This window comes from Pseudomonas sp. PME37.24/025, assembly GCF_055556615.1.
On record NZ_JBVHNK010000004.1, the window covers coordinates 338,419 to 362,344 of the forward strand.

A 23,926-nucleotide genomic window follows, 5' to 3' on the forward strand; every position below is an offset into this window, starting at 1 on the left:
AATCGACAAACGACTCGCACCTGTGGGGGCGGGCTTGCCCGCGAAGCTTTTCAGACCGACGACGCCTCTTTGTAAACCTTCAGCGCCTTGAGCCGCTCGCGCTTGATCGCCTCGCCCAGTTCCGGTCCCTTGAATCCCTTCTCCAACAACGGCTGAACCACAACGCTTCGCGCCGCCGTTGCCGCGCCACGTAAATAATCCGCCTGTGGATAACTACGCTGCTCCAGCCCCTTGCGTCCACGGGCGTCCATCTCGCACGCAGCGATAAACTCCTCAAAGCGCTGAGGTCGACGATAGACGTCGAAACTCTGCAGCAACTCCAGCAAGGTCGACGGCTTAAGCTCCAGCGCACGATGGCCATGGGTGTGATATTCGCCCACCAGCAGCGCCAGTTCCTGACAGTCCTTCGGTGCCTTGAAGCGTTCGTTGACCGCTTTGATCAGCTTCAGGCCTTTGTGCTCGTGGGCGATGTGGCGGGGCCATTCTTCCTTGGGCGTCAATCCTTTGCCCAGGTCATGCAGTAAGCAGGCCCAGCGTACGGTCAGCGGTTGTTTGTGCAGCGCCGCTTGCTCCAGCACGCTCAGGGTATGCACGCCCGTGTCGATTTCCGGGTGATGGGCTTCGGGTTGCGGTACACCGAACAGCGCGTCGACTTCCGGCATCAGTACCTTGAGAGCACCGCATTCGCGCAGCACCTCGATGAATACTTGGGGTTGGTCTTCCATCAGCGCGCGGGCTATTTCTTTCCAGCTGCGTTCTGCGGTCAATGCCTCCAATTCACCTGATTCGCTGAGCTGACGCATCAGCTCCAATGTCTCGGGCGCGACGGTAAAACCCAGTTCCGCATAACGCGCGGCAAAGCGGGCAACGCGCAGAACACGGAGCGGATCTTCGGCGAACGCGGGGGAAACGTGACGCAGCAGGCGCGCCTCTAGATCCTGTTGACCATGGTAAGGGTCGGTCAGGTTCTGCTGATCGTCTTCGGCCATGGCGTTGATTGTCAGGTCGCGACGAATCAGATCTTCTTCGAGTGTGACGTCGGGGCTGGCGTGAAAGATGAAGCCGCCGTAGCCGCGCCCGTTTTTGCGTTCGGTGCGGGCGAGTGCGTATTCCTCACCGCTTTTGGGATGAAGAAACACCGGGAAGTCCGCGCCCACTGGGCGAAAGCCCTTGGCGAGCATTTCTTCGGTGGTGGCGCCTACAACGACCCAGTCGATATCAGTGACAGGCTGGCCCAGCAGGCGATCGCGTACCGCACCGCCGACTTTATAAATCTGCATAAAAAACCTCCGTTAGCCCGACAGAATAACCTTTGCGTCGAACTTCCGGAGGCAGAAAACAGGATCAAAGATGAATGACTGCCAAGTCCAGCCGGCCGTAATCCCCCTCGCCATGATCGCTTCTGGGTGGGACATGGTGGGTTTTCATCACCTGATCCCCTTGCAGGGTTTCCAGGTGAATGTCGAAGCCCCAGAGGCGATGCAGGTGCTTGAGTACTTCGTCAGTGGAATCGCCCAGCGGCTTGCGGTCGTGTTGCTGGTGACGCAAGGTCAGGGAACGGTCGCCGCGTCGGTCAATGCTGTAGATCTGTATGTTGGGTTCGCGATTGCCCAGGTTGTATTGCGCCGCCAGGGTTTCACGAATGGTTCGATAGCCGTCCTCGTCGTGTATCGCCGGAACCAGCAGATCGTCCTTCTGATCGTCATCGAGGATGCTGAACAGCTTGAGGTCGCGGATCACCTTCGGTGACAGGTACTGCAGGATGAAACTCTCATCCTTGAAGCTGCTCATGGCGAATTTGATGCTGGACAGCCAGTCGGTACCAGCGATTTCCGGGAACCAGCGATAGTCCTCTTCGGTGGGCGCTTCACATATCCGGCGGATATCGCGATACATGGCAAAACCCAGGGTGTAGGGGTTTATGCCGTTGTAGTAGGGACTGTCGAAGCCGGGTTGAAAGACCACGCTGGTATGGGAAGTCAGGAACTCCATCATGAAGCCATCGGTGACGAGGCCTTCGTCATACAAGTCGTTCATCAATGTGTAGTGCCAGAACGTGGCCCAGCCTTCGTTCATCACCTGGGTCTGGCGTTGTGGATAAAAATACTGGGCGATCTTGCGCACAATCCGCACGATTTCGCGCTGCCAAGGCTCCAGCAGCGGAGCGTGTTTTTCGATGAAGTACAGGATGTTTTCCTGAGGTTCGACGGGGAAGCGTGCGTTGTCCTTATCGCTGTACTTGTCCGCGCCTTTTGGAATGGTCCGCCACAAATCGTTGATTTGCTTCTGCAGATGCTCTTCCCGATCCTTCTGCCGACGGCGTTCTTCTTCGGCGGAAATCGGATAAGGGCGTTTGTAACGGTCGACACCGTAATTCATCAGCGCATGGCAGGAATCGAGCAAGTCCTCTACCGCGTCGATGCCGTGGCGTTCTTCGCACTGCATGATGTACTGCTTGGCGAACACCAGGTAATCGATGATCGAGCTGGCGTCGGTCCAGGTGCGGAACAGGTAGTTGCCTTTGAAAAAGCTGTTATGGCCATAGCAGGCGTGGGCCACCACCAGCGCCTGCATGCAGATGGTGTTTTCTTCCATCAGATAAGCGATGCAAGGGTCCGAGTTGATCACAATCTCGTAGGCCAGGCCCATCTGGCCGCGGCTGTAGGATTTTTCGGTGCTGAGGAAGTGTTTGCCATAGGACCAGTGGTGATAACCCAAGGGCATGCCGACAGAGGCGTAGGCGTCCATCATCTGTTCGGCGGTGATCACCTCGATCTGGTTGGGGTACGTATCCAGCGCGTAGCGGGCCGCGAGACGACTGATTTCGCGGTCGTAGGCCTGGATCAGCTCGAATGTCCATTCGGAGCCGGTGGAAATGGGTTGGCGCTTCTGCTCTTTGGCGGTCATGTCACTAACCTGCGCTGGAAGAGTTCACGGAAGACCGGATAGATATCCCCGGCCGAGACCAGCTGCTGCTGGGCAAAAGTGTCAGAGAAGGCTTCGGCGATGCGTTCGTACTCGAACCACAAGGCCTGGTGTTCGCGCGGGGTAATCTCAACATAAGTGTAGTACTGCACGAACGGCATGATCTGATTGATCAGGATGTCGCGGCAGATCGGCGAATCGTCGTTCCAGTTGTCGCCGTCGGACGCCTGGGCAGCATAGATGTTCCATTCATTGCTCGGATAACGCTCGGCCATGATCTCCTGCATCAGTTTCAGGGCGCTGGAGACGATGGTGCCGCCGGTTTCCCGGGAATAGAAAAATTCCTCCTCATCCACTTCACGGGCGCTGGTGTGGTGACGGATGAATACGACATCGATTTTGTCGTAGTTCCGCTTAAGGAACAGGTACAACAGGATAAAGAAGCGCTTGGCGATGTCCTTGGTCGCTTGGGTCATGGAGCCGGACACGTCCATCAGGCAGAACATCACTGCTTTGGAGCTGGGGTTCGGCTGCTTGATCAGCAGGTTGTACTTGAGGTCGAAGGTGTCGAGAAACGGCACTCGGTGAATGCGCGCGCTGAGTTTCTCGATTTCTGCTTCGAGGTCCTGGATATCGCCGAAGTTATCCGGTTCCTCGCGTTTAAGTCGCAGCAGTTCCTCTTTTGCTTCGCGCAATTTCGCCCGGCTGCTGCCGGACAACGCAATGCGTCGGGCATGAGCCGAGCGCAACGTGCGGATGATGTTGATCCGTGACGGGTTACCCTCGTTGCTGATGCCTGCGCGTACGGTCTTGAAGGTGTCGGTGCCGGTCAGATGGCGTTTGACCAGATTTGGCAGCTCAAGGTCCTCGAACATGAATTCGAGGAATTCCTCCTGGGTAATCTGGAAGACGAATTCGTCCATCCCTTCACCCGTGTTACCGGCCTTGCCGGGGCCTCTGCCGCCTCCACCTCCAGGCGGACGGGCAATGTGCTCGCCGCTGGTGAATTCCTTGTTGCCGGGGTGCACGATGGTTTGCTTGCCGCCACGACCGTGGTGAAGCACCGGCTCGTCGATGTCACGGCCGGGAATGCTGATCTGCTCGCCGTGTTCCATATCGGTAATGGACCGCCGGCTGACTGCCTCTTCGACAGCCTTTTTGATGTGATCACGGTAGCGCCGCAGAAACCGCTGGCGGTTTACCGTGCTTTTGTTCTTGCCATTGAGACGTCGGTCGATCACATAGCTCATGACTGCTCCTTAGAAGCTGTCCTGAAATGGGCGAGCGTTAACGCAGCATAAGGCCAGTGCCGGAGGGTGTACACGCTCCCCCCAAGCGCTTTGATGCTGCCTGAACCTCGCTACCGCATTTCGGACACCTCCAGAGGCCTGTGTAACAGAAAAAGCGTAAACAGGCCTCGGGCTAACGACAACCGGTCTGACCGGCAGCGGGTTACTGTGATTTTCTGACCCGCAAGTACCACTCGGACAGCAGTCGTACCTGTTTGTCGGTGTAGCCCCGCTCGACCATCCGTGTGACGAAGTCGTTGTGCTTCTGCTGGTCCTCTTTGCTGGCCTTGGCGTTGAAACTGATGACCGGCAGCAAGTCCTCGGTGTTGGAGAACATTTTCTTCTCGATGACCACCCGCAGTTTTTCGTAGCTGAGCCAGGTTGGGTTCTTGCCGTTATTATTGGCTCGGGCGCGCAGTACGAAGTTGACGATTTCGTTGCGGAAATCCTTCGGATTACTGATGCCGGCCGGTTTTTCGATTTTCTCCAGTTCCTCGTTCAGGGCTACGCGGTTGAGGATCTCACCGGTTTCCGGATCGCGATATTCCTGATCCTGAATCCAGAAGTCGGCGTACAGCACGTAGCGATCGAAGATGTTCTGACCGTACTCGCTATAAGACTCGAGATAGGCAGTCTGGATCTCCTTGCCGATGAATTCGATATAACGCGGCGCCAGGTACTCTTTCAGGAAGCGCAGATAGCGTTCGCGGGTCTCCGCCTGGAACTGTTCCTGTTCGATCTGTTGTTCCAGCACGTAGAGCAGATGCACCGGGTTGGCGGCGATTTCGTGCGGATCGAAGTTGAAGACCTTCGACAGTATTTTGAAGGCGAAGCGGGTCGACAGACCGTTCATGCCTTCATCGACACCCGCTGCGTCGCGGTATTCCTGGATCGATTTGGCCTTCGGATCGGTGTCCTTGAGGTTTTCACCGTCGTACACGCGCATTTTGGAGTAGATATTGGAGTTTTCCGGCTCCTTGAGGCGCGAGAGCACGGTGAACTGAGCGAGCATTTTCAGGGTGTCGGGCGCGCAATGGGCCTTGGCCAGCGAGCTGTTGAAGAGGAGCTTGTCGTAGATCTTCACCTCGTCGCTGACGCGCAGGCAGTATGGCACTTTGACGATATAGATCCGGTCGATGAATGCTTCGTTGTTCTTGTTGTTACGGAAGGTGTGCCATTCCGATTCGTTGGAGTGGGCCAGCAGGATCCCGGTAAACGGAATCGCGCCCAAGCCTTCGGTACTGTTGTAGTTGCCTTCCTGGGTGGCCGTCAGCAATGGGTGCAGCACCTTGATCGGTGCCTTGAACATTTCGACGAACTCCATCAGGCCCTGGTTAGCCCGGCACAGGGCTCCCGAGTAGCTGTAGGCATCGGCGTCGTTCTGCGGGAACTCTTCCAGTTTGCGAATATCGACCTTGCCCACCAGCGCCGAGATGTCCTGGTTGTTTTCATCTCCCGGCTCGGTTTTCGCGACCGCAATCTGGTTGAGGATCGACGGATAGAGTTTCACCACGCGGAACTGGCTGATGTCGCCGCCGAATTCGGCCAGGCGCTTGGTGGCCCATGGCGACATGATGGTATTGAGATAGCGCCGGGGAATGCCGAAGTCTTCCTCAAGGATCGCGCCATCTTCAGTGGCGTTGAACAGACCCAGAGGCGACTCGAAAACCGGCGAGCCCTTGATTGCGTAGAAGGGCACTTTCTCGATCAGTTGTTTGAGCTTTTCGGCCAGGGACGATTTACCGCCGCCGACAGGGCCGAGCAGGTAGAGGATCTGTTTCTTTTCTTCCAGACCCTGGGCGGCATGGCGGAAATACGACACGATCTGGTCGATGCATTCTTCCATCCCGTGGAAGTCTTCAAAGGCCGGATAGCGGCGGATCACCTTGTTGGAAAAGATTCGCGACAGCCTCGAGTTGGTCGAGGTGTCGAGCAGCTCCGGTTCACCGATGGCCAGCAAAAGACGCTCAGCTGCGGAAACGTAGGCGCTGCGGTCCTTTTTGCACAGCTCCAGGTACTCCTGCAGCGAGAGTTCTTCCTGGCGCGTGGACTCGAAGCGTTGTTGGAAGTGGCTAAAGATACTCATGACGTCACCTCGCTCGATACGTGGAGCCGACGCCGGATCAGTCAGTCGATGCTGGCAAGCAACTGAATATGCAGTTGCTGTTTACCCCCCAGAACACCTTCAGGGTATCAACCCCGAAAGCTACTCCCGATGACCCGCGCGCCGGTGTACCGGCTCTCCCCTGTTTTGGATGGCCTGCGCTTAAGGATAGTTCGGAATCTTGAAGGTAAAGGCGCAATAAGTAATTAGTTGTGGCAGACCGTTCGTCTGCCAGTGCCCGAACCCACGGGGGCCGGGGCTTGCGCACCTTGAAAAAAATTATTCGGAAGTGCCTTGCGCCGTTTCCGAAGGATAAGTCGTACGCCACAGCTCAAAACCGCCATCCATGCTGTAGACGTCGGAGAAGCCCTGACTAATGAGGTACGCAGCGGCGCTCTGACTGGAATTGCCGTGGTAGCAGACGACCACGGTCGGTGCGTCGAGGTCGGCAGCGCGGATGAAATCCGAGATGGAGTGGTTATCCAGATGCTTCGAACCGGCGATGTGCAGCGCGGCAAAAGTTGCCGGGTCGCGGACATCGACCACCACCGCGCCTTGTTCGCGCAGGGCCTGGGCCTGTTCTGGGGGGATACGTTTGAATTCGCTCATGGCGGGCTCCTGTGGCTCGGCTGAAAGCGCAGTCTAGCGCGGGGCGCTGGCTGACGTTTGTTCGGGAATAGAGGCGGCGACAGCCGGCCGAGTGTGGCCATGGGCGTCGCATTTACATTGCAGGCGCTCGCCGGTGTCAACGTTCATCAGGGTCATGGCGCCACCCCAGACGCAACCGGTGTCGAGCGCAAACAGACCTGGCTCGTTGCACTGCCCTTCGAGCGCCGCCCAGTGACCGAAGATGATCTTCAGGCCTTTGGTCTTGCGTTCCTTGTGGGTGAACCACGGCGCATAACCCGGCGGTGCGGTGTCGATGCCTTCCTTGCCCTTGAGATCAAGCTTGCCGTCGCTGGTGCAGAAACGCATCCGGGTGAAATAGTTGGTGATGACTCGCAAGCGCGGCGCGCCCTTGAGGTCGTTATCCCATTTCACTGGCTCGTTGCCGTACATACCATCGAGGTAAGGCGCGAAGCGGTTGTCATCGCGCAGGGCTTCTTCGACTTCGGCGGCGCACTTCAAGGCTTTGCGTAGCGACCATTGAGGCGGGATGCCGGCATGGACCAAGGCGATATCGCGCTGTTCGTCGTAATGCATGAGCTTTTGCTGTCGGACCCACTCCAGTAGCTCCGCGCTATCGGGTGCTTCAAGGATCTCGCGCAGGGTGTCGGCCTTCTTCAGGCGTTCGATGTTTTGCCCGACGGCCAGCAAGTGCAGGTCATGGTTTCCGAGTACGCAGATCAGCGATTCGCGGATGCTATAGAGGAAGCGCAAGGTCTCCAGCGACTGTGGGCCACGGTTGATGAGATCACCCACCAGCCACAGACGGTCCCGCGCAGGGTCGAAGGCAACTTGCCTGAGCAGGCATTGCAGCGGCTCAAGGCAACCTTGCAAATCGCCGACGGCATACGTTGCCATCAGTGCAGGGCTCCGGGTACCGCCAGACGAAACGGAGCGATGACAGCATCGAAGTGTTTACCGTCGTCGGCGACCATTTCATACGTGCCCTGCATCGTACCGACCTTGGAGGTCATGACCGTGCCGCTGCTATAAGTGTGGCTCTTGCCCACGTCGATCAACGGCTGCTGGCCGACGACGCCTGCGCCGCGAACCTCCTCGACATGCCCGTCACCGTCGGTGATTACCCAGTGCCGCGACAGCAGCTTGGCCGGTAACTCGCCATTGTTTTGCACGGTGATGGTGTAAGCAAAGGCAAAGCGGTTTTGCTCGGGTTGCGATTGTTCTGCCAGATAGCGGGTGACGACGCTGACGTCGACCTGATAACGAGGATCGGACATGCAAAAGGCCTTAAGAACGAAGCGGGACGCGGGGCGTAACTGATGGGTCTCAGTCTAGGCCAAGTATCGGGTAGTAGACCAGAGTGGCGTCCTACCCGATAGCGCTCATCGCCTGTCAGTCGGTGGCAGGCTTTTGTAGGACTTGTTCGCTGAGCTTGTCGGCCAGGCGCACGAAGGCTGCCAGATCGAGCTGCTCAGGACGCAGGCTGCCATCGACGCCGGCGGCTTCGATTTCAGCATTGCTCAGCAACAGTTTCAGCGTGTTGCGCAGGGTTTTACGGCGCTGGTTGAAGGCTTCGCGCACGACGCGCTCCAGCAGTTTGTGATCTTTGGCTGGATGCGGGAGTACCGCGTGAGGCACCAGACGCACAATGGCCGAATCGACTTTCGGCGGCGGATTGAATGCCCCCGGGCCGACATTGAACAGATGCTCGACCCGGCAGTGATACTGAACCATGATCGACAGGCGACCCCAGTCACCACCACCAGGACCGGCCGCCATACGCTCGACCACTTCCTTTTGCAGCATGAAGTGCATGTCGCGGATCAGGCTGGCGTTATGCAGCAGGTGGAAAATAAGCGGCGTAGAGATGTTGTACGGCAGGTTGCCGACTACCCGAAGACTGCCCGGCGCTGCGTTCAGGCTGGTGAAGTCGAACTTCAGCGCATCGCCCTGATGCAGGTTGAAATTGCTCCTGCCGGCGAACTGCTGATTGAGGATCGGAACCAGGTCCTTGTCCAGCTCCACCACGTCCAGCTGGGCGCCGCTGTTAAGCAGGCCTTGGGTCAGCGCACCCTGGCCCGGGCCGATTTCCAGCAGACGGTCTTCAGGTTTGGCATGGATGGAGCGCAGGATGCGGTCGATAACGCCGGCATCGTGCAGGAAATTCTGGCCGAAGCGCTTGCGCGCCCGGTGTTGGTAATGCTCGGTCATAAACGGGTCTCGGCCATCTGGTAGGCGGTTTCCAGGGCGACTTGCAGGCTGCCGGTATCGATTTTTCCGCTACCGGCCAGGTCCAGGGCGGTGCCGTGGTCGACCGATGTGCGGATGATCGGCAAGCCGAGGGTCACGTTGACTGCCGCGCCGAAGCCTTTGTATTTCAGCACGGGCAGGCCCTGGTCATGGTACATCGCCAGCACCGCGTCGCAGTGCTCCAGATATTTGGGGGTAAACAGAGTGTCGGCGGGCAGGGGACCGCGAAGGTCCATGCCCTCGCCGCGCAGGCGCTCTAATGTAGGTTCGATGATGTCGATTTCTTCATGGCCCAGATGACCGCCTTCACCGGCGTGCGGGTTAAGCCCGCAAACCAGGATGCGTGGCTGAGCGATGCCGAATTTTTCTTGCAGGTCGGCGTGCAAAATCCGTGTGACCCGCTCCAGCCGCTCCGGCGTGATCGCATCGGCAATCTCGCGAAGGGGCAGGTGAGTGGTGACCAGCGCCACGCGCAAGCCGCGAGTGGCGAGCATCATCACCACTTGCGCGGTGTGAGTCAGGTCAGCAAGAAATTCTGTGTGCCCGGAAAAGGCGATTCCGGATTCATTGATCACACCCTTGTGCACAGGGGCGGTGATCATGCCGGCGAAATGCCCGTCCAGGCAGCCTTGGCCAGCACGCGTCAGGGTTTCCAGGACGAAAGCCGCATTGGCTTTGTCCAGTTGCCCGGCGGTGACCTTGGCGTTAAGTGGCGTATCCCACACATACAGGCTGTTGGCCGGGGCCGGAATATCTGGCCAGTTGCCCGGCGTTACCGGCAGCAGATCGACAACCACGCCCAGCTGCGCGGCCCGCTCGATGAGCAGGTCGCGGCTGGTAATGGCAATCAGAGGGTGTGGCTGGGCTTGCGAGGCGAGCAGCAGGCACAGGTCAGGACCTATGCCGGCCGGTTCGCCGGGGGTCAACGCGAAACGCTTGGGTTTCACTGCGTTGCCTGGTCTGCACCAGGGAGCTTGATTTCTACATACGCTTCGTCACGGATCTGACGCAGCCAGGTTTGCAACTCTTCGTCGTATTTGCGGTTACGCAGTACGGTCATTGCTTGCTGCTCACGGGCCTGGGTGGTGCTGTCAGTGGCGCGGCGGCCAAGGACTTCCAGAACGTGCCAGCCATATTGGGTCTGGAACGGCTTGGACAGCTGACCTTGTGGGGTCTTGGCCATCACTTCGCGGAATTCAGGTACCAGAGCATTTGGATCGATCCAGTTCAGGTCACCGCCGTTGAGGGCCGAGCCCGGGTCTTCCGAGAAGCTTTTCGCCAGTTCACCGAAATCTTCACCCGCTTCGATACGGGAGTAGAGCGATTGAGCCAGGGCTTTGGTTTTTTCTTCGTCGCGGATCGGGCTTGGTTTGACCAGGATGTGACGCACATGCACTTCGTCACGCACCTGGGCTTCGCCGCCACGCTTGTCGAGGATCTTCAGGATGATGAAGCCGCCCGGGGTGCGCATTGGCTGGGTCACGTCACCCACCGCCATGGTGCTCAGCATACGATCGAACGGAGGCGGCAGTTGAGCAGCTTTACGCCAGCCCATGTCGCCGCCTTCCAGCGCGGTTTCGCTGGCGGATTTGGCAATTGCCAACTGACCGAAGTCAGCGCCTTGCTTGAGTTGCTGGTAAACCGCGTCGGCTTGTTTGGCGGCATTCTGAATGGCGTCAGAGTTGGCGCTTTCCGGCGTAGGAATCAGGATGTTGGCCAGACGAAATTCTTCGGACAGCTGCATCTTGCCCAGGTCGGACGCCAGGAAATTCTTCACTTCCTGCTCGGACACCTGAATGCGTTCAGCGACACGGCGTTGACGCACACGGCTGATGATCATTTCACGGCGGATCTGGTCACGAGCGTCGTCATAAGACAGGCCGTCGCGAGCCAAAGCGGAGCGAAATTGTTCAATCGACATATTGTTGCGCTGGGCAATGGTGCCGACTGCCTGGTTCAGCTCTTCATCGGTAATGCGGATGCCGGAACGCTCGCCGATCTGCAGTTGCAGGTTTTCGACGATCAGACGCTCGAGTACCTGCTGATCCAGTACGCCGGCAGGCGGTACGGCAGCACCGCGTTTGGCGATGGTTTGCTGAACTTCGTGAACGCGTTGGTCCAGTTGGCTCTGCATGACCACGTCGTTGTCGACGATGGCCACCACTTTATCGATGGACTGTACCGCGGCGTTGGCCGCGGTACCCAGGAACAGCGCGCCCAGCATCAGCGGGCGCAGACAATCAGAAAGCTTGGTCTTCACGTTCACGATAACCTTGGATGCCTTTGTCGAGGAAGCTCTCTACTTTGGCGCCGGTGAGGCCGCCGAGTCCCTTCAGAACAATTTGGAGGAAGACGCCGTGGTCGCCTTTTTCGTTTTCCGGGGCGTTCTGACTGAACTCGTCATAGCTGACCCAGTAACGGTTGATCAGGCGCAATTTCCAGCAGCAGTTGTCGTATTCGAAACCACCGAAGGCTTCCAGAGTACGGTTGCGGTTGTAGTCATACTGCCAGCGGCTGATAGCGTTCCACTGCGGCACGATCGGCCAGATCACCGAGAAGTCGTGCTGTTTGATCTTGTAGTAGTCCTTCACGTAGCCAGGAGTACCCGGGGTGCCATAGTCACCGCCACCCACCGACCATTTGCCGGTGTTCTGGTCATAACGAACCTGGTCATTGCGATAGCGATAACCGGCGTTGATGACCTTGTTCGGGTTGTCTTCAGGCTGGTAGTGGAACATCGCGCTGCCCGAGCGAGGGCTGCGGCTGTCCGGGTCCCAGTTGTAATCGGCGGTGGTGCGCCAATCGCGGTTCCAGCGGTATTCGTATTCCAGCGCATAAGGCGAAACACTGGATTTTGCATCGTCGCGGGTTTTCGCATCGATACCTGGCAACTGGACTTCGCGGTCCTTGAAATACAAGGCCTGGCCGACGCTGATGCGTTGACGTTCGAAGCCGTTGTCTTCTATCCAACGGTTGGTCACGCCCAGCGACAGCTTGTTCTCGTCACCGACACGGTCGGAGCCGGAGAAGCGGTTGTCGCGGAACAGCGAGGCGTAGTTGAAGGTGTATTCGCTGGTGTCGAAAACCGGAATATCCTTCTGGTCTTCCTCAGGTACATAAAGGTAGAACAGGCGCGGTTCCAGGGTCTGGCGATAGTTCTTGCCGAACCATTGGGTGTTGCGATCGAAGTACAGGCCGCTGTCGATGCTCGCGATCGGTACGCCGCGATTTTGGTTGCTGCTGAACGTGCCATTGGTACGGTCTGCTTCTGAATCCTGCAAGGCGATGTCGCTTTTACCTTTGCCGTCCAGATCCAGCTGGTACTGGGTGTACTGATACTTAAGAGACGGCTTCAAGAACCCATAGGTCCAGTTCAACGGCAGACTGACACCCGGTTTGAGATTCAAACGGTCGCCGTTAGCGCGAGCCAGGCCGGTCACGTTGTTATCAAGTCGCGGTTCGACAGTGCCATTTTCGTTTGTAAAGTTGCCATTCTTCAGATCACGATCAAACCGCACGACCTCTGTCTCGTAATCGAAGTTCAGCCCTTCCGGGTGATAAGGCAGTTGTCCAGTGAAGGTGATCTGCGGCAAACGATCGTAAGGCGTAATGTTCGAAACGGTCGCCAGCTGATAAGCCTGGGCATTCAAACGAGCGGTATAGCTGTCGCCACGATAGGTGACAGAACCCTGCTGGTTCACGTAATCGGAGCTTTTCACACCAATCTGGTCAGTCTGCAGATCCTGGAAGTAATACGGATCGCTGATCTTGGTGTAATCGACTTGCGTAAAGACGCGCGAGTCCAGACCACCCTTGTGCTGCCAGTTATACATGTAGCGGGTTTTTTCGTAGTCAGTCTGCAGCTTGCGATCGTCGTTCTCGTCGTTGAGGTACGCGGCGCCGAACTGACCTTCGCTGGACTTGGTCAGGTAGCGGAATTCGCCTTCCATCAACAGGCCGCGCTTGGTCATATAGCGCGGGTACAACGTGGCATCGTAGTTCGGTGCCAGGTTGAAGTAATACGGGGTGACCAGCAGGAAGCCAGTATCGCTGCCGGTGCCAATGGTTGGTGGCAGGAAGCCGGATTGGCGACGGTCGTCGATCGGGAAATAGATGTATGGCGTGTACAGAACCGGAATGTCCTTGACCCGCAGCGTCACGTTGGTCGCAGTACCGAAACCGGTCGCCGGGTTCAAGGTGATGTTATTGCCCTTGAGCTGCCAGGCGTTGCTGTTCGGTTCGCACGTGGTGTACGTACCATCCTTGAGTCGGATGATCGCGTTCTCGGCACGTTTGGCGTACAGCGCGTTACCGCGGATACGCGATTTGTGCATCACGTATTCGGCGTTGTCGACCTTGGCTTCACCGGTGTCGAGCTGCACGTCGGCGTGGTCGCCCACGATCAGTGCGCCGTTGTCGCGAACACGGACGTTGCCGCTCAGTTCGCCACGGCTCTCGGCCTGGTAGAGGTTCGCTTCGTCGGCTTCGACCTGCATGCTGCCCTGACGCATGACCACGTCACCGGCCAGGGTAGCGACCTGTTCATCCTGCTTATAGCGAGAGGCTTTTGCACCGAGAAAGGTCGGAGCGTCACTTTTATTCGTCTTGTCATTCATGCCAGGACGAATCGGTTCGATATAAGAACCAGAGCAGTAAGGACCGGTTTCGGCCAATTGCGCTGCAGTGAGCTTCTCGCGCGGAACCCAGTCGAGGTGGCTGTAGTCTTCACTACGCGACTTCAGGCCGAGCCCCTTGGACTCGGTAACCAGCACAGGTTTGGCGCCGGTGTCTGCGCTGGAGCCGGTGTCTGCCGGGGCTTCGCCAGTGGCGGAAACTGCGCTGCCATCATGGACGGGGCGTGGCGGCAATGCAGCGGCCGGCGCTTTTGGCGCACAGTCCCAGGCACCCGAAGCAGAGACTGAGCAGTCATACTGTTCCGCGGCGACCACGAACGAAGTGGCTAGTGGTTGCAGGGCCAGCAGACTGCCGGTGACCAACAACGGAAATTTTTTACGAAACGCGGGGGATTTCAATGCCATCTTATTAGTCCGGGCTTCCTGCGTGCCATCTGCCCGCGGTGTGGGCCGCACGCCTCTCGATGGTCTGAAAAAGATGCTGGATAATAAAGCATGACCCGCTTGACGGCTAGCGCCGTCGGAGACCCTTGCAATGCCTGATCAAGATGTACGCTTGCAACACCTGAAAGTTTGGCTCGATGAACAGTTGGCTATCCTCTTCGCAGAACAAGGTTGGGGCTCCGTGCCCCCGGCTACGTTGACTGCGGCCAGTAGCGACGCGAGTTTTCGGCGCTATTTCCGCTGGGAAGGCGCAGGCAGAAGTTTCGTCGTGATGGACGCGCCGCCGCCCCAGGAAAACTGCAAACCCTTCGTGGATATCGCTTTTCTGCTGGCGAAATCCGGAATAAACGTGCCGAAAATCTATGCCGAAGACCTTGAGCGTGGTTTTCTTTTGCTCAATGACCTGGGCAACAAGACTTACCTGGACGTGATCGACAGCGAAAACGCTGACGATTTGTTCAAGGATGCCCTGCAAGCACTGCTGGCTTTCCAACAGTTGCCGATGGTGGCGCCGCTGCCAAGTTATGACGTGGCACTGCTGCGTCGTGAACTGGAACTGTTCCCCGAGTGGTACGTAAAGCGCGAACTGGGCATCGAACTCGATTCGGCGCAGCAAACGCTTTGGCAACAGGTCAGCGACTTGCTGATCGACAGCGCTCTGGCCCAGCCCAAAGTCCTGGTGCATCGCGACTACATGCCGCGCAACCTGATGCTCAGCGAGCCGAATCCCGGCGTGCTGGATTTCCAGGACGCGGTTTATGGCCCCGTGACCTACGACGTGACTTGCCTGTTCAAGGACGCCTTCCTCAGCTGGCCTGAAGAGCGCGTGCGTGGCTGGCTGGAAGATTACTGGCAGCAAGCCGGCGCGCTCGACATCCCGGTGCAGCCGGACTTCGAAGACTTCCTGCGCGCCAGCGACCTGATGGGCGTGCAACGGCACCTGAAAGTCATCGGCATTTTCGCCCGTATCTGCCATCGCGACGGCAAGCCGCGCTACCTCGGCGATGTGCCGCGCTTCTTCGCATATATAGACGCGGTCATCGCCCGTCGTCCTGAACTGGTGGAGCTGGGTGAATTACTGGCCAGTCTGCGTGCTGGAGCGAGGGCATGAAGGCAATGATTCTGGCCGCGGGTAAAGGCGAGCGCATGCGTCCGCTGACCCTGACCACGCCAAAACCGCTGGTTCGCGCCGGCGGAGTGCCCCTGATCGAATATCACCTGCGCGCATTGGCGGTTGCTGGGTTTACCGAGATCGTGATCAACCATGCCTGGCTCGGTCAGCAGATCGAGGATTACCTGGGCGATGGCTCGCGGTATGGCGTGAGCATTCAGTACTCGGCGGAAGGTGAGCCGCTGGAAACCGGTGGCGGTATTTTCCGTGCATTGCCGTTGTTGGGTGACGAGGCCTTTGTGGTGGTCAATGGTGATATCTGGACCGATTACGATTTCAGCGTGTTGCATCAGCCTATCGCCGGGCTCGCTCATCTGGTATTGGCGGACAACCCGGCGCATCACCCGAGTGGAGATTTCACTTTGGTCGATGGTCTTGTGCAGGACGGTCGGCCGGATACATCGACCCTGACCTACAGCGGCATCGCCGTGCTGCACCCGCAGCTGTTTTACGGTTGCTCGGCCGGTGCCTTCAAACTTGCGCCGTTGCTGCGCAAAGCCATGGCTGACGGGCAAGTGACCGGCGAACGCCTGAATGGGCATTGGGTGGATGTCGGCACTCACGAGCGTCTGGCTGAAGCAGAAACTCTGATAGAAGCGAGACGCTGACATGTTGTGGCCAGGGACTCTGATTGGAGCCGGAGCGGGCTTTGCCATAGCCAGCATTCCGGGGGCCATGCTCGGCGCGTTGTTAGGACAGGCGCTGGACCGGCGCTTGCACCTGCAGAGCTGGGCGCATTTATGGGAAAAATTCGGCGGTCGTTCGGTGCTGCGCAACGATGAACTGCTGTTCGTGTTGCTGGGCCGATTGGCCAAGAGCGATGGGCGGGTAGTGGATGGGCACATCCAGCAGGCGCGGCAGGAAATGCGCTCGCTGGAGATGACCGAATCGGCGCAACGTCGAGCGATTGCGGCGTTCAATCGCGGTAAGTCGGGACATGACCGGTTGCGCGGTTATCTGCGACGCCTGAGTACTCAACCCTATGCGGCGGAAGGTGTGTTGCGTGCCTGTTGGCGGATGGTCTGGGCCGATGGCCGCGCCGGTATCCGTGAGCGCGAGCTGATTGCCCAGTGGGGCAAATGGCTGGGGTGGACGCGGCAACAGGTGCAGGCCTTGGCGACTGACTATGAGCCGCAGAAGCGCCCATCGATCAACAGCGCTGTAACTTATCAAGACGCCTTGCGGCTATTGGGCGTGTCGGCGACCAGTGAGCCGGCGCAAATCAAACGCGCCTATCGACGTCTGCTCAGTCGTCATCACCCCGATAAGATTGCCGGCAGCGGTGCGACAGCGTTGCAGGTTCGCGAGGCCACGGACAAGACACGTGAATTGCACAATGCCTATACGTTGATTCGTGAGCGGCGGGATTTTCGTTAGCAAGTAAGGTTTGTGTCGCTAGTGATGCCGCCATCGCGGGCAAGCCTCGCTCCCACAGGTTTTATGTCGATAGCAAAAAATTGCGTACGACACAAATCCTGTGGGAGCGAGGCTTGCCCGCGATGAGGGCGACTCGGTCTATCAGTCCGCCGCTGGTTGAGGATTCAACCAACCCCGCACCCGACGGACCAATTGCTCCTGCTCGGCCTTGGCATTCCCCGGCAGCGCCTTGAGCGATACCTGGCTGAACCCCGAAGTCTTCAAGCGCTTGCTGGCCTGCAAGCGTTCCAGCGCCGCGTTACGATCCACCGGCTTATCCATATAGAAGATATCTGCGGTAGGCAGCTTCAAGGTGGGTGTGAGCTCAGCCAGCTCGGGCTTCGCCGTAACGGGCGTCTGGGCGGCGACCATCACGAGCTTCTCGATTTGCGATGGCTGCTTCTCGCTCAGATAACGCGCGGCCCAGTAAGCGCCGGTACCATGGCCCAACACGACGATACTGCGAGCGCTTTGCTGTTCGGCGTAGGCGATGGCGGCATCGATGCGGGCGAAGATTCGCTCCGCGTCGGCTTTGGCCTGCTCTTCGCTGGTTTCGACGATGGCCTTGTCGGCCACATCCGCTTCGCCGCCGGCCACCTGTTCGATGGGCGCCGCAGTCGTGGAGTCTTTGCTGCCGGCATCAGGCGTTTTGGGTGCTGGCGCCACTTCAACGATGCGTGGCGCAATGGCTTCGCTTTGCAGGTCCGGCAAGGTGATACTCAGGCTGCTCCACTCGGCGTCCGGCAACTTGCGCCGCAATGGACTGATCGCTTGCGGCCAGTCAACGGTTTCGCCGGCGCCCGGGATGATAATCACCGCGCCTTTGGGTTCGGCGGCATTGGCCGGTTTCCACAAGGCGAGAAAACTGTCGGTGCCGGCTTGCAGTTGTTGCTGTTCCTGCGCAGGGATTTTTCGCTCAAGTGCGGTCGCTTCTTCCTGACTACGCTCAAGCAACGGCTGACGTTCGACCGGTTTTTCTTCGGCGGGTTTTTCCGCAGCGGCAGGTGCCGGATCGGCCGCCTCGACGGAAAACGCGCAAGGCAGGATCAACGACAGGCACAATGCTGGCAGTGCCAGGCGGTAGACAGGGGGCATCGGATATTCCAGGCCAGAAGTTAATCCGGCAGCCTAATGGGTTGGTCAGTATTTGTCAGTGTGTGAGACTTTGATGATGCATTTTCGCTGCCTGTGGGTTATCGGCTGTTTATGGTTTCCCTTGATGGGCTGGGCGGCGCCCGCGCCACCGGCACACGTCGTGCACCTGTCGCCGGCGCAACAGCAATGGCTGGTGCAGCATGGCGAGTTGCGGGTCGGAGTGGTGTTGCAAACGCCCTATGCTCAATACGATCGCCGCTTGCAGCGCCTGTCCGGGGTTAACATCGAGCTGATGAAGTGGCTGGCCAAGGCGCTCAAGATCGAACTGAGCTGGCGCAATTATCCTGATCTTGCGCAACTGGAAGCCGCCGCCCGTGAAGGCGACATCGATATAGCACCGGGGCTGACGCAAACTCCTGCGGGTTTGCGGTTCTGGCAATTTTCCGACCCTTACATGCGGGTGCCGCAACTGGTAGTCAGCGACCAGAAGAGCACCGGTGCGGTAGAGCTGGAAAAGCTCGACAGCCAGACCCGCGTCGCCGTTCGTATGCCTAGCGTCACGGCCGATTATCTGCGCAGCAATTATCCCCATCTGAACCTGCAAGGCGTACCTCTGGAGCGCCAGGCGCTGCAACTGTTGCTGAGTCAGCAGGCCGGTTATGCCGTGGTCGATGAAGCGCAGTTCGGACGCCTGTCTGTCGAGCCTGAGTTCTCTGGGCTGGCCGTGGTGGGCGATATAGGCTTCCCGCAACTGCTGCGAGTGGCCACGCGTCGGGACTGGCCGGAATTGTCCGGCATCGTCGAAAGTGCACTTCGGGCGATCCCGGCCAAGGACTTCGAACAACTGCACGATCAATGGCTGCAACCCAAATATCCGCGACTGTCCGAGTCGCCGGGTTTTTGGCAAAACCTCAGTCTGCTTTTGGTGATGTTATTGCTGAGCAGCATGGCCATTGTGTTCTGGCAGCGTCGTCAGCAACACAGTCTGGAGCAGCGACTGCTGGCGGCGCGCGAAGACATTGCCCTGCGCGAGGCCAGTGAAGAGGCCTTGCGCCTCACGCAGTTTTCCATCGATCAAAGCACCGTCGGCATCCTTTGGGTCAACTGGGACAGCCATGTGCGCTACGCCAACCGAGCGGCCGAAACCATGCTCGGCTACCCGTCGGGCGGGATCATTGATCGGCCCTTGATCGACTTCGAGCCCGGTTTGCACATGGACCGCTGGCTGAACTTGTGGAAACGCGCCAGGGCCAGTGACGAAGGGCCGCAAAGTTTCGAAACCAATTGCGTGCGAGCGGATGGCAGTATTTTGCCGGCGGATGTTTCGTTGAGCTTCTTGCGTTTTCGCGATGGCGAATACCTGGTGGTGTACATCAATGATGTCACCGAACGTCGTCGCGCCCTGGCCGCATTGCAGGAAAGCGAAGCGCGGCTGCAAGGGATCGCCGCCAATGTCCCCGGCCTGGTCTTTCGTCTGGAGCGCGCTCCGGTGACAGGGCAAATCGACTTTGCCTACATCAGTGAAGGCAGTGAGAGCCTGGTGGGGTACTCACCGGCTACGTTGGCCCATCGGGACAAAGGCCTGCGCAGCCTGGTGCATCCGGATGACAGGGCCAGTTATCACCAGACTCAGGATCATGCGCTGGATACCGACAGCGACTGGTCGTGGCAGGGACGGATTCTGACCCGTCAGGGCGAGCAGCGCTGGGCCGAGATCAAGGCCATCACCCGCCGGCTTGAAGATGGCGCCTACGTCTGGGACGGGATCGTCTGGGACATCACCGAGAGCAAGCGCATCGAACTGGAACTGGCCAGCTCCCGCGAGCAATTGCGTGAGTTGTCCGCCCATCTGGAGAGCGTGCGGGAAGAGGAAAAGGCCCGCATCGCCCGGGAAGTTCACGACGAGTTGGGTCAGATGTTGACCGTATTGAAGCTGGAAACGTCCATGTGCGAACTGGCCTACGCCCAGCTCGATCCGGGCCTGCACGAGCGCTTGAACAGCATGAAGCGCTTGATCGCCCAGCTGTTTCAACTGGTACGTGATGTGGCCACGGCGCTACGGCCGCCGATTCTCGATGCCGGGATTGCCTCGGCCATCGAGTGGCAGGCGCGACGGTTCGAGGCGCGCACGCAGATCCCGTGCCTGGTGCAGGTGCCGGATAACCTGCCGGTGCTCAGCGATGCCAAGGCCATCGGGCTGTTCCGGATCCTTCAGGAAGCGCTGACCAATGTCATGCGCCATGCCCAGGCGCATACTGTTGAACTGACACTGATCCTTGAGGGCGATGAACTTTGTCTGACCGTCAGCGATGATGGCGTAGGATTTGTCGCCGGCACTGGCAGGCCGACATCCTTTGGTGTGGTTGGCATGCGTGAGCGGGTGTTGATCATGGGCGGGCAGTTGTCGCTTGAGAGTGAGCCGGGGGAGGGCACGACCTTGAGTGTGCGGGTGCCGCTGGATGAAGCCTGATGGTCTTAAGTCGCTTGGACTGGCGCCTTCGCGGGCAAGTCGGATCGCCGCACCGCCGCTCCCACAGGGATTGGGGTAATTACACAGATCTTTGACACACCGAAATCCAATGTGGGAGCGGGCTTGCTCGCGAATGATCTTGGCTCTGACATAAGAAGAATGGAGAAGAACGTGATCCGTGTACTGGTAGCCGAAGACCACACCATCGTTCGCGAAGGCATCAAGCAACTGATCGGCCTGGCCAAGGACTTGCTGGTGGTAGGGGAGGCGAGCAATGGCGAGCAGTTGCTCGAGACCTTGCGTCATGTTCCCTGCGAAGTGGTATTGCTGGATATCTCCATGCCCGGGGTCAACGGCCTGGAAGCGATTCCGCGGATTCGCGCGCTGAACAATCCCCCGGCGATTCTGGTGTTGTCGATGCACGACGAAGCGCAAATGGCCGCTCGGGCGTTGAAGGTTGGCGCCGCAGGCTATGCGACCAAGGACAGCGATCCGGCATTGCTGCTGACGGCAATCCGCAAAGTCGCGGCGGGCGGGCGATACATCGACCCGGACCTGGCCGACCGGATGGTCTTCGAAGTCGGCCTGACTGATTCGCGGCCGTTACACTCGTTGCTGTCGGAGCGTGAGTTCTCGGTATTCGAACGCCTGGCCCAAGGCGCCAACGTCAACGACATCGCCCAGCAACTGGCCCTGAGCAGCAAAACCATCAGCACCCACAAGGCGCGGCTGATGCAGAAACTCAACATCACCTCCCTGGCCGAACTGGTGAAGTACGCGATGGAACACAAACTCCTCTGATACACCCCATCCACGGGTTCACTGCAAATCCCTGTGGGAGCGGGCTTGCCCGCGATTGCGGTTTGTCCGTCGATAGGATTTTTGAATGTTCCACCGTCATGGCGGGCGAGCCCGCTCCCACAGGGCCGCGGTGGCATGTCCATTTGCGACATGCACACAAAGCCGCTTTTGCCTGTTTTTGTGGCTTGCAGCCCACCGCCTGTCGCGATCCCGAATCGACATATCCATCCCCGCCATCCTTGTAGGGCAATCCCTACCCCCAATCTTCCATCCGGCTGAGGCGATTCTCTCCTGCGCCCCGATTTGCGCCGCTCCCAGCGTCCACTAGGCTTAGTCCACAGCAGTCATCAATAACAAAGGTGTGGGTATGAGCCAGGTTGATTCAAGCGCAGGGGCCAGCGATATTCTGGTCAGCTTTCGTGGAGTGCAAAAGAGCTACGACGGCGAGAACCTGATCGTCAAAGACCTCAACCTAGAGATTCGCAAAGGCGAATTCCTCACCTTGCTCGGGCCGTCCGGCTCCGGCAAGACCACCAGTCTGATGATGCTCGCCGGTTTCGAAACGCCGACCGCCGGGGAGATTCAACTGGCCGGGCGTTCCATCAACAACGTGCCGCCGCATAAGCGCGACATTGGCATGGTGTTCCAGAACTACGCGTTGTTTCCGCACATGACGGTTGCCGAGAACCTGGCGTTCCCGCTGACCGTGCGCGGCTTGAACAAGAGCGATGTCAGTGACCGGGTCAAGCGTGTTTTGAGCATGGTCCAGCTCGACACCTTCGCCCAGCGTTATCCGGCGCAACTGTCCGGCGGTCAGCAGCAGCGTGTGGCCCTGGCTCGCGCTCTGGTGTTCGAGCCGCAACTGGTGCTGATGGACGAACCCCTCGGTGCACTGGACAAACAACTGCGCGAACACATGCAGATGGAAATCAAACACCTGCACCAGCGCCTCGGCGTGACTGTGGTCTATGTGACCCACGACCAGGGCGAAGCCCTGACCATGTCCGATCGCGTTGCAGTGTTCCACCAGGGCGAAATCCAGCAGATCGCGCCACCGCGCACACTCTACGAAGAGCCGAAAAATACCTTCGTCGCCAACTTCATCGGCGAGAACAACCGCCTCAACGGTCGCTTGCACAGTCACACCGGCGATCGTTGTGTGGTCGAGCTCGGTCGCGGCGAAAAGGTCGAAGCGCTCGCAGTCAATGTCGGCAAGACCGGCGAACCCGTCACGCTGTCGATTCGCCCGGAACGCGTGAGCCTCAATGGTTCGAGCGAGTCCTGCGTCAACCGCTTCTCAGGGAGGGTGGCGGAATTCATCTATCTGGGCGACCACGTCCGGGTTCGCCTGGAAGTCTGCGGCAAGACCGACTTCTTCGTGAAACAACCGATTGCCGAGCTCGATCCCGCGCTGGCTGTCGGCGATGTGGTACCGCTTGGCTGGGAGGTCGAACACGTTCGCGCGCTCGACCCACTTCTAGAGGCGCATTGATCGCCCCCTGCTTCACCAACACTAACCCTGCAGTTGGAGAACAATAAATGTTGAGATCCCTGAAATTCACCGCCCTGGTCGTAGGCATGATCGGTGCGGCGCACGCGATGGCGGCGGGCCCGGACCTGACCGTGGTGTCCTTTGGCGGGGCGAACAAGGCGGCGCAGGTCAAAGCCTTCTACGCACCGTGGGAAGCAGCGGGCAACGGCAAAATCGTCGCTGGCGAGTACAACGGCGAGATGGCCAAGGTCAAAGCCATGGTCGACACCAAGAGCGTGTCCTGGGACCTGGTGGAAGTTGAATCGCCGGAACTGTCCCGTGGTTGCGACGAAGACATGTTCGAGCAGCTCGATCCGAAGCTGTTCGGCAAGTCTGAAGACTACGTCAAAGGTGCTATTCAGCCTTGCGGCGTGGGCTTCTTCGTGTGGTCGACCGTGTTGGCTTACAACGCCGACAAGCTGGCATCCGCACCGACCAGCTGGGTGGATTTCTGGGACACCAAGAAATTCCCGGGCAAACGCGGCCTGCGTAAAGGCGCCAAGTACACCCTGGAATTCGCCTTGATGGCCGATGGCGTTGCGCCGAAGGACGTCTACAAAGTACTGGCCGGCAAGGATGGTCAGGACCGCGCGTTCAAAAAACTTGATGAGCTCAAGCCAAGCATTCAGTGGTGGGAAGCCGGCGCGCAACCGCCGCAATACCTCGCCTCCGGTGACGTGGTCATGAGCTCGGCCTACAACGGCCGGATCGCGGCGGTACAGAAAGAAAGCAACCTGAAAGTGGTGTGGAACGGCGGTATCTACGACTTCGACGCATGGGCGATTCCAAAAGGCCTGGATAAGACCCGTGCCGAAGCGGCGAAGAAATTCATCGCGTTCTCGGTGGCTCCGCAGCAACAGAAGACCTACTCGGAAAACATTGCCTACGGCCCGGCCAATACCCAAGCCGTTCCATTGCTGTCCAAGGATGTTCTGAAGGACATGCCGACTACCCCGGAAAACATCGCCAACCAGGTGCAGATCGACGTCAGCTTCTGGGCTGACAACGGCGAGCAACTGGAGCAGCGCTTCAATTCCTGGGCTGCGAAGTAAGCAATACCCTGTGGTTTGAACACCGCAATCCTTGTGGGAGCGAGCTTGCTCGCGATAGCAGTGGGTCAGTCAACATTGATGTTGAATGTAATGCCCCCATCGCGAGCAAGCTCGCTC

At 58.7% G+C, this 23,926-nt stretch carries 19 protein-coding genes; 7 read left to right on the plus strand and 12 right to left on the minus strand.

What is annotated here, in order from left to right:
• Positions 1–50: 50 nt before the first annotated feature.
• The 11 genes from ACZ3HH_RS10250 to ACZ3HH_RS10300 form a co-directional block, all read right to left on the minus strand.
• Positions 51–1,280, minus strand: a complete 1,230-nt coding sequence (locus ACZ3HH_RS10250) for a multifunctional CCA addition/repair protein (protein ID WP_465804286.1) — start codon at positions 1,278–1,280, stop codon at positions 51–53.
• 64 nt (positions 1,281–1,344) lie between these two features.
• Positions 1,345–2,907 carry a SpoVR family protein gene (locus ACZ3HH_RS10255; protein WP_465804287.1) on the minus strand — a complete coding sequence of 521 codons (1,563 nt, stop codon included), beginning with the start codon at positions 2,905–2,907 and terminating at the stop codon, positions 1,345–1,347.
• The gene (locus ACZ3HH_RS10260; RefSeq protein WP_367373183.1) at positions 2,904–4,175 is read right to left on the minus strand and encodes a YeaH/YhbH family protein; all 1,272 of its coding nucleotides are present in this window, start codon (positions 4,173–4,175) and stop codon (positions 2,904–2,906) included. Before ACZ3HH_RS10260 ends, ACZ3HH_RS10255 begins: the two co-directional genes overlap by 4 nt.
• Before the next feature lie 202 nt (positions 4,176–4,377).
• Positions 4,378–6,300, minus strand: coding sequence for a PrkA family serine protein kinase (locus ACZ3HH_RS10265; RefSeq protein WP_007904259.1), 1,923 nt, complete (start codon positions 6,298–6,300; stop codon positions 4,378–4,380).
• 297 nt (positions 6,301–6,597) lie between these two features.
• Entirely contained in the window at positions 6,598–6,927 is a 330-nt protein-coding gene (gene glpE / locus ACZ3HH_RS10270) for a thiosulfate sulfurtransferase GlpE (protein WP_008147200.1), read from the minus strand.
• Between the two features lie 33 nt (positions 6,928–6,960).
• Positions 6,961–7,842 carry a symmetrical bis(5'-nucleosyl)-tetraphosphatase gene (locus ACZ3HH_RS10275; RefSeq protein ID WP_465804288.1) on the minus strand — a complete coding sequence of 294 codons (882 nt, stop codon included), beginning with the start codon at positions 7,840–7,842 and terminating at the stop codon, positions 6,961–6,963.
• A complete protein-coding gene (gene apaG / locus ACZ3HH_RS10280) occupies positions 7,842–8,222 on the minus strand; it encodes a Co2+/Mg2+ efflux protein ApaG (protein ID WP_123497395.1) in 381 nt (126 codons plus the stop codon). The genes ACZ3HH_RS10275 and apaG overlap by 1 nt, the downstream gene beginning before the upstream one ends.
• Before the next feature lie 115 nt (positions 8,223–8,337).
• Entirely contained in the window at positions 8,338–9,156 is an 819-nt protein-coding gene (rsmA, locus tag ACZ3HH_RS10285) for a 16S rRNA (adenine(1518)-N(6)/adenine(1519)-N(6))-dimethyltransferase RsmA (protein WP_465804289.1), read from the minus strand.
• A complete protein-coding gene (pdxA, locus tag ACZ3HH_RS10290) occupies positions 9,153–10,142 on the minus strand; it encodes a 4-hydroxythreonine-4-phosphate dehydrogenase PdxA (RefSeq protein WP_465804290.1) in 990 nt (329 codons plus the stop codon). The genes rsmA and pdxA overlap by 4 nt, the downstream gene beginning before the upstream one ends.
• Positions 10,139–11,455, minus strand: a complete 1,317-nt coding sequence (gene surA, locus ACZ3HH_RS10295; RefSeq protein ID WP_465804292.1) for a peptidylprolyl isomerase SurA — start codon at positions 11,453–11,455, stop codon at positions 10,139–10,141. The genes pdxA and surA overlap by 4 nt, the downstream gene beginning before the upstream one ends.
• A complete protein-coding gene (locus ACZ3HH_RS10300; protein WP_465804294.1) occupies positions 11,436–14,234 on the minus strand; it encodes an LPS-assembly protein LptD in 2,799 nt (932 codons plus the stop codon). The genes surA and ACZ3HH_RS10300 overlap by 20 nt, the downstream gene beginning before the upstream one ends.
• Before the next feature lie 130 nt (positions 14,235–14,364).
• Here ACZ3HH_RS10300 and ACZ3HH_RS10305 point away from each other — a divergent pair, with 130 nt between their 5' ends.
• From ACZ3HH_RS10305 to ACZ3HH_RS10315, 3 genes are read left to right on the plus strand one after another with little or no spacing between them, the layout of a single operon-like run.
• Positions 14,365–15,384 (plus strand): aminoglycoside phosphotransferase family protein, encoded by a 1,020-nt coding sequence (locus tag ACZ3HH_RS10305; RefSeq protein WP_465804296.1) that lies wholly within the window; start codon positions 14,365–14,367, stop codon positions 15,382–15,384.
• Complete coding sequence (gene murU / locus ACZ3HH_RS10310) at positions 15,381–16,052, plus strand: N-acetylmuramate alpha-1-phosphate uridylyltransferase MurU (RefSeq protein ID WP_465804298.1); 672 nt, start codon at positions 15,381–15,383, stop codon at positions 16,050–16,052. Before ACZ3HH_RS10305 ends, murU begins: the two co-directional genes overlap by 4 nt.
• A 1-nt stretch (position 16,053) precedes the next feature.
• A complete protein-coding gene (locus ACZ3HH_RS10315; protein WP_465804300.1) occupies positions 16,054–16,821 on the plus strand; it encodes a TerB family tellurite resistance protein in 768 nt (255 codons plus the stop codon).
• Between the two features lie 141 nt (positions 16,822–16,962).
• On the opposite strand, the gene ACZ3HH_RS10320 is transcribed toward ACZ3HH_RS10315, so the two are convergent.
• Positions 16,963–17,955 (minus strand): alpha/beta hydrolase family protein, encoded by a 993-nt coding sequence (locus tag ACZ3HH_RS10320; protein ID WP_465804301.1) that lies wholly within the window; start codon positions 17,953–17,955, stop codon positions 16,963–16,965.
• A 73-nt stretch (positions 17,956–18,028) separates the two neighbouring features.
• On the opposite strand from ACZ3HH_RS10320, the gene ACZ3HH_RS10325 reads away from it, so the two are divergent.
• The 4 genes from ACZ3HH_RS10325 (at position 18,029) to ACZ3HH_RS10340 (ending at position 23,809) form a co-directional block, all read left to right on the plus strand.
• A complete protein-coding gene (locus ACZ3HH_RS10325; protein WP_465804303.1) occupies positions 18,029–20,425 on the plus strand; it encodes a PAS domain-containing sensor histidine kinase in 2,397 nt (798 codons plus the stop codon).
• Positions 20,426–20,584: 159 nt separating this feature from the next.
• A complete protein-coding gene (locus tag ACZ3HH_RS10330; protein WP_174160275.1) occupies positions 20,585–21,226 on the plus strand; it encodes a response regulator in 642 nt (213 codons plus the stop codon).
• A gap of 367 nt (positions 21,227–21,593) precedes the next feature.
• Positions 21,594–22,718 carry an ABC transporter ATP-binding protein gene (locus ACZ3HH_RS10335; protein ID WP_460144371.1) on the plus strand — a complete coding sequence of 375 codons (1,125 nt, stop codon included), beginning with the start codon at positions 21,594–21,596 and terminating at the stop codon, positions 22,716–22,718.
• A 47-nt stretch (positions 22,719–22,765) separates the two neighbouring features.
• Complete coding sequence (locus ACZ3HH_RS10340; protein WP_465804305.1) at positions 22,766–23,809, plus strand: ABC transporter substrate-binding protein; 1,044 nt, start codon at positions 22,766–22,768, stop codon at positions 23,807–23,809.
• Positions 23,810–23,926 lie beyond the last annotated feature (117 nt).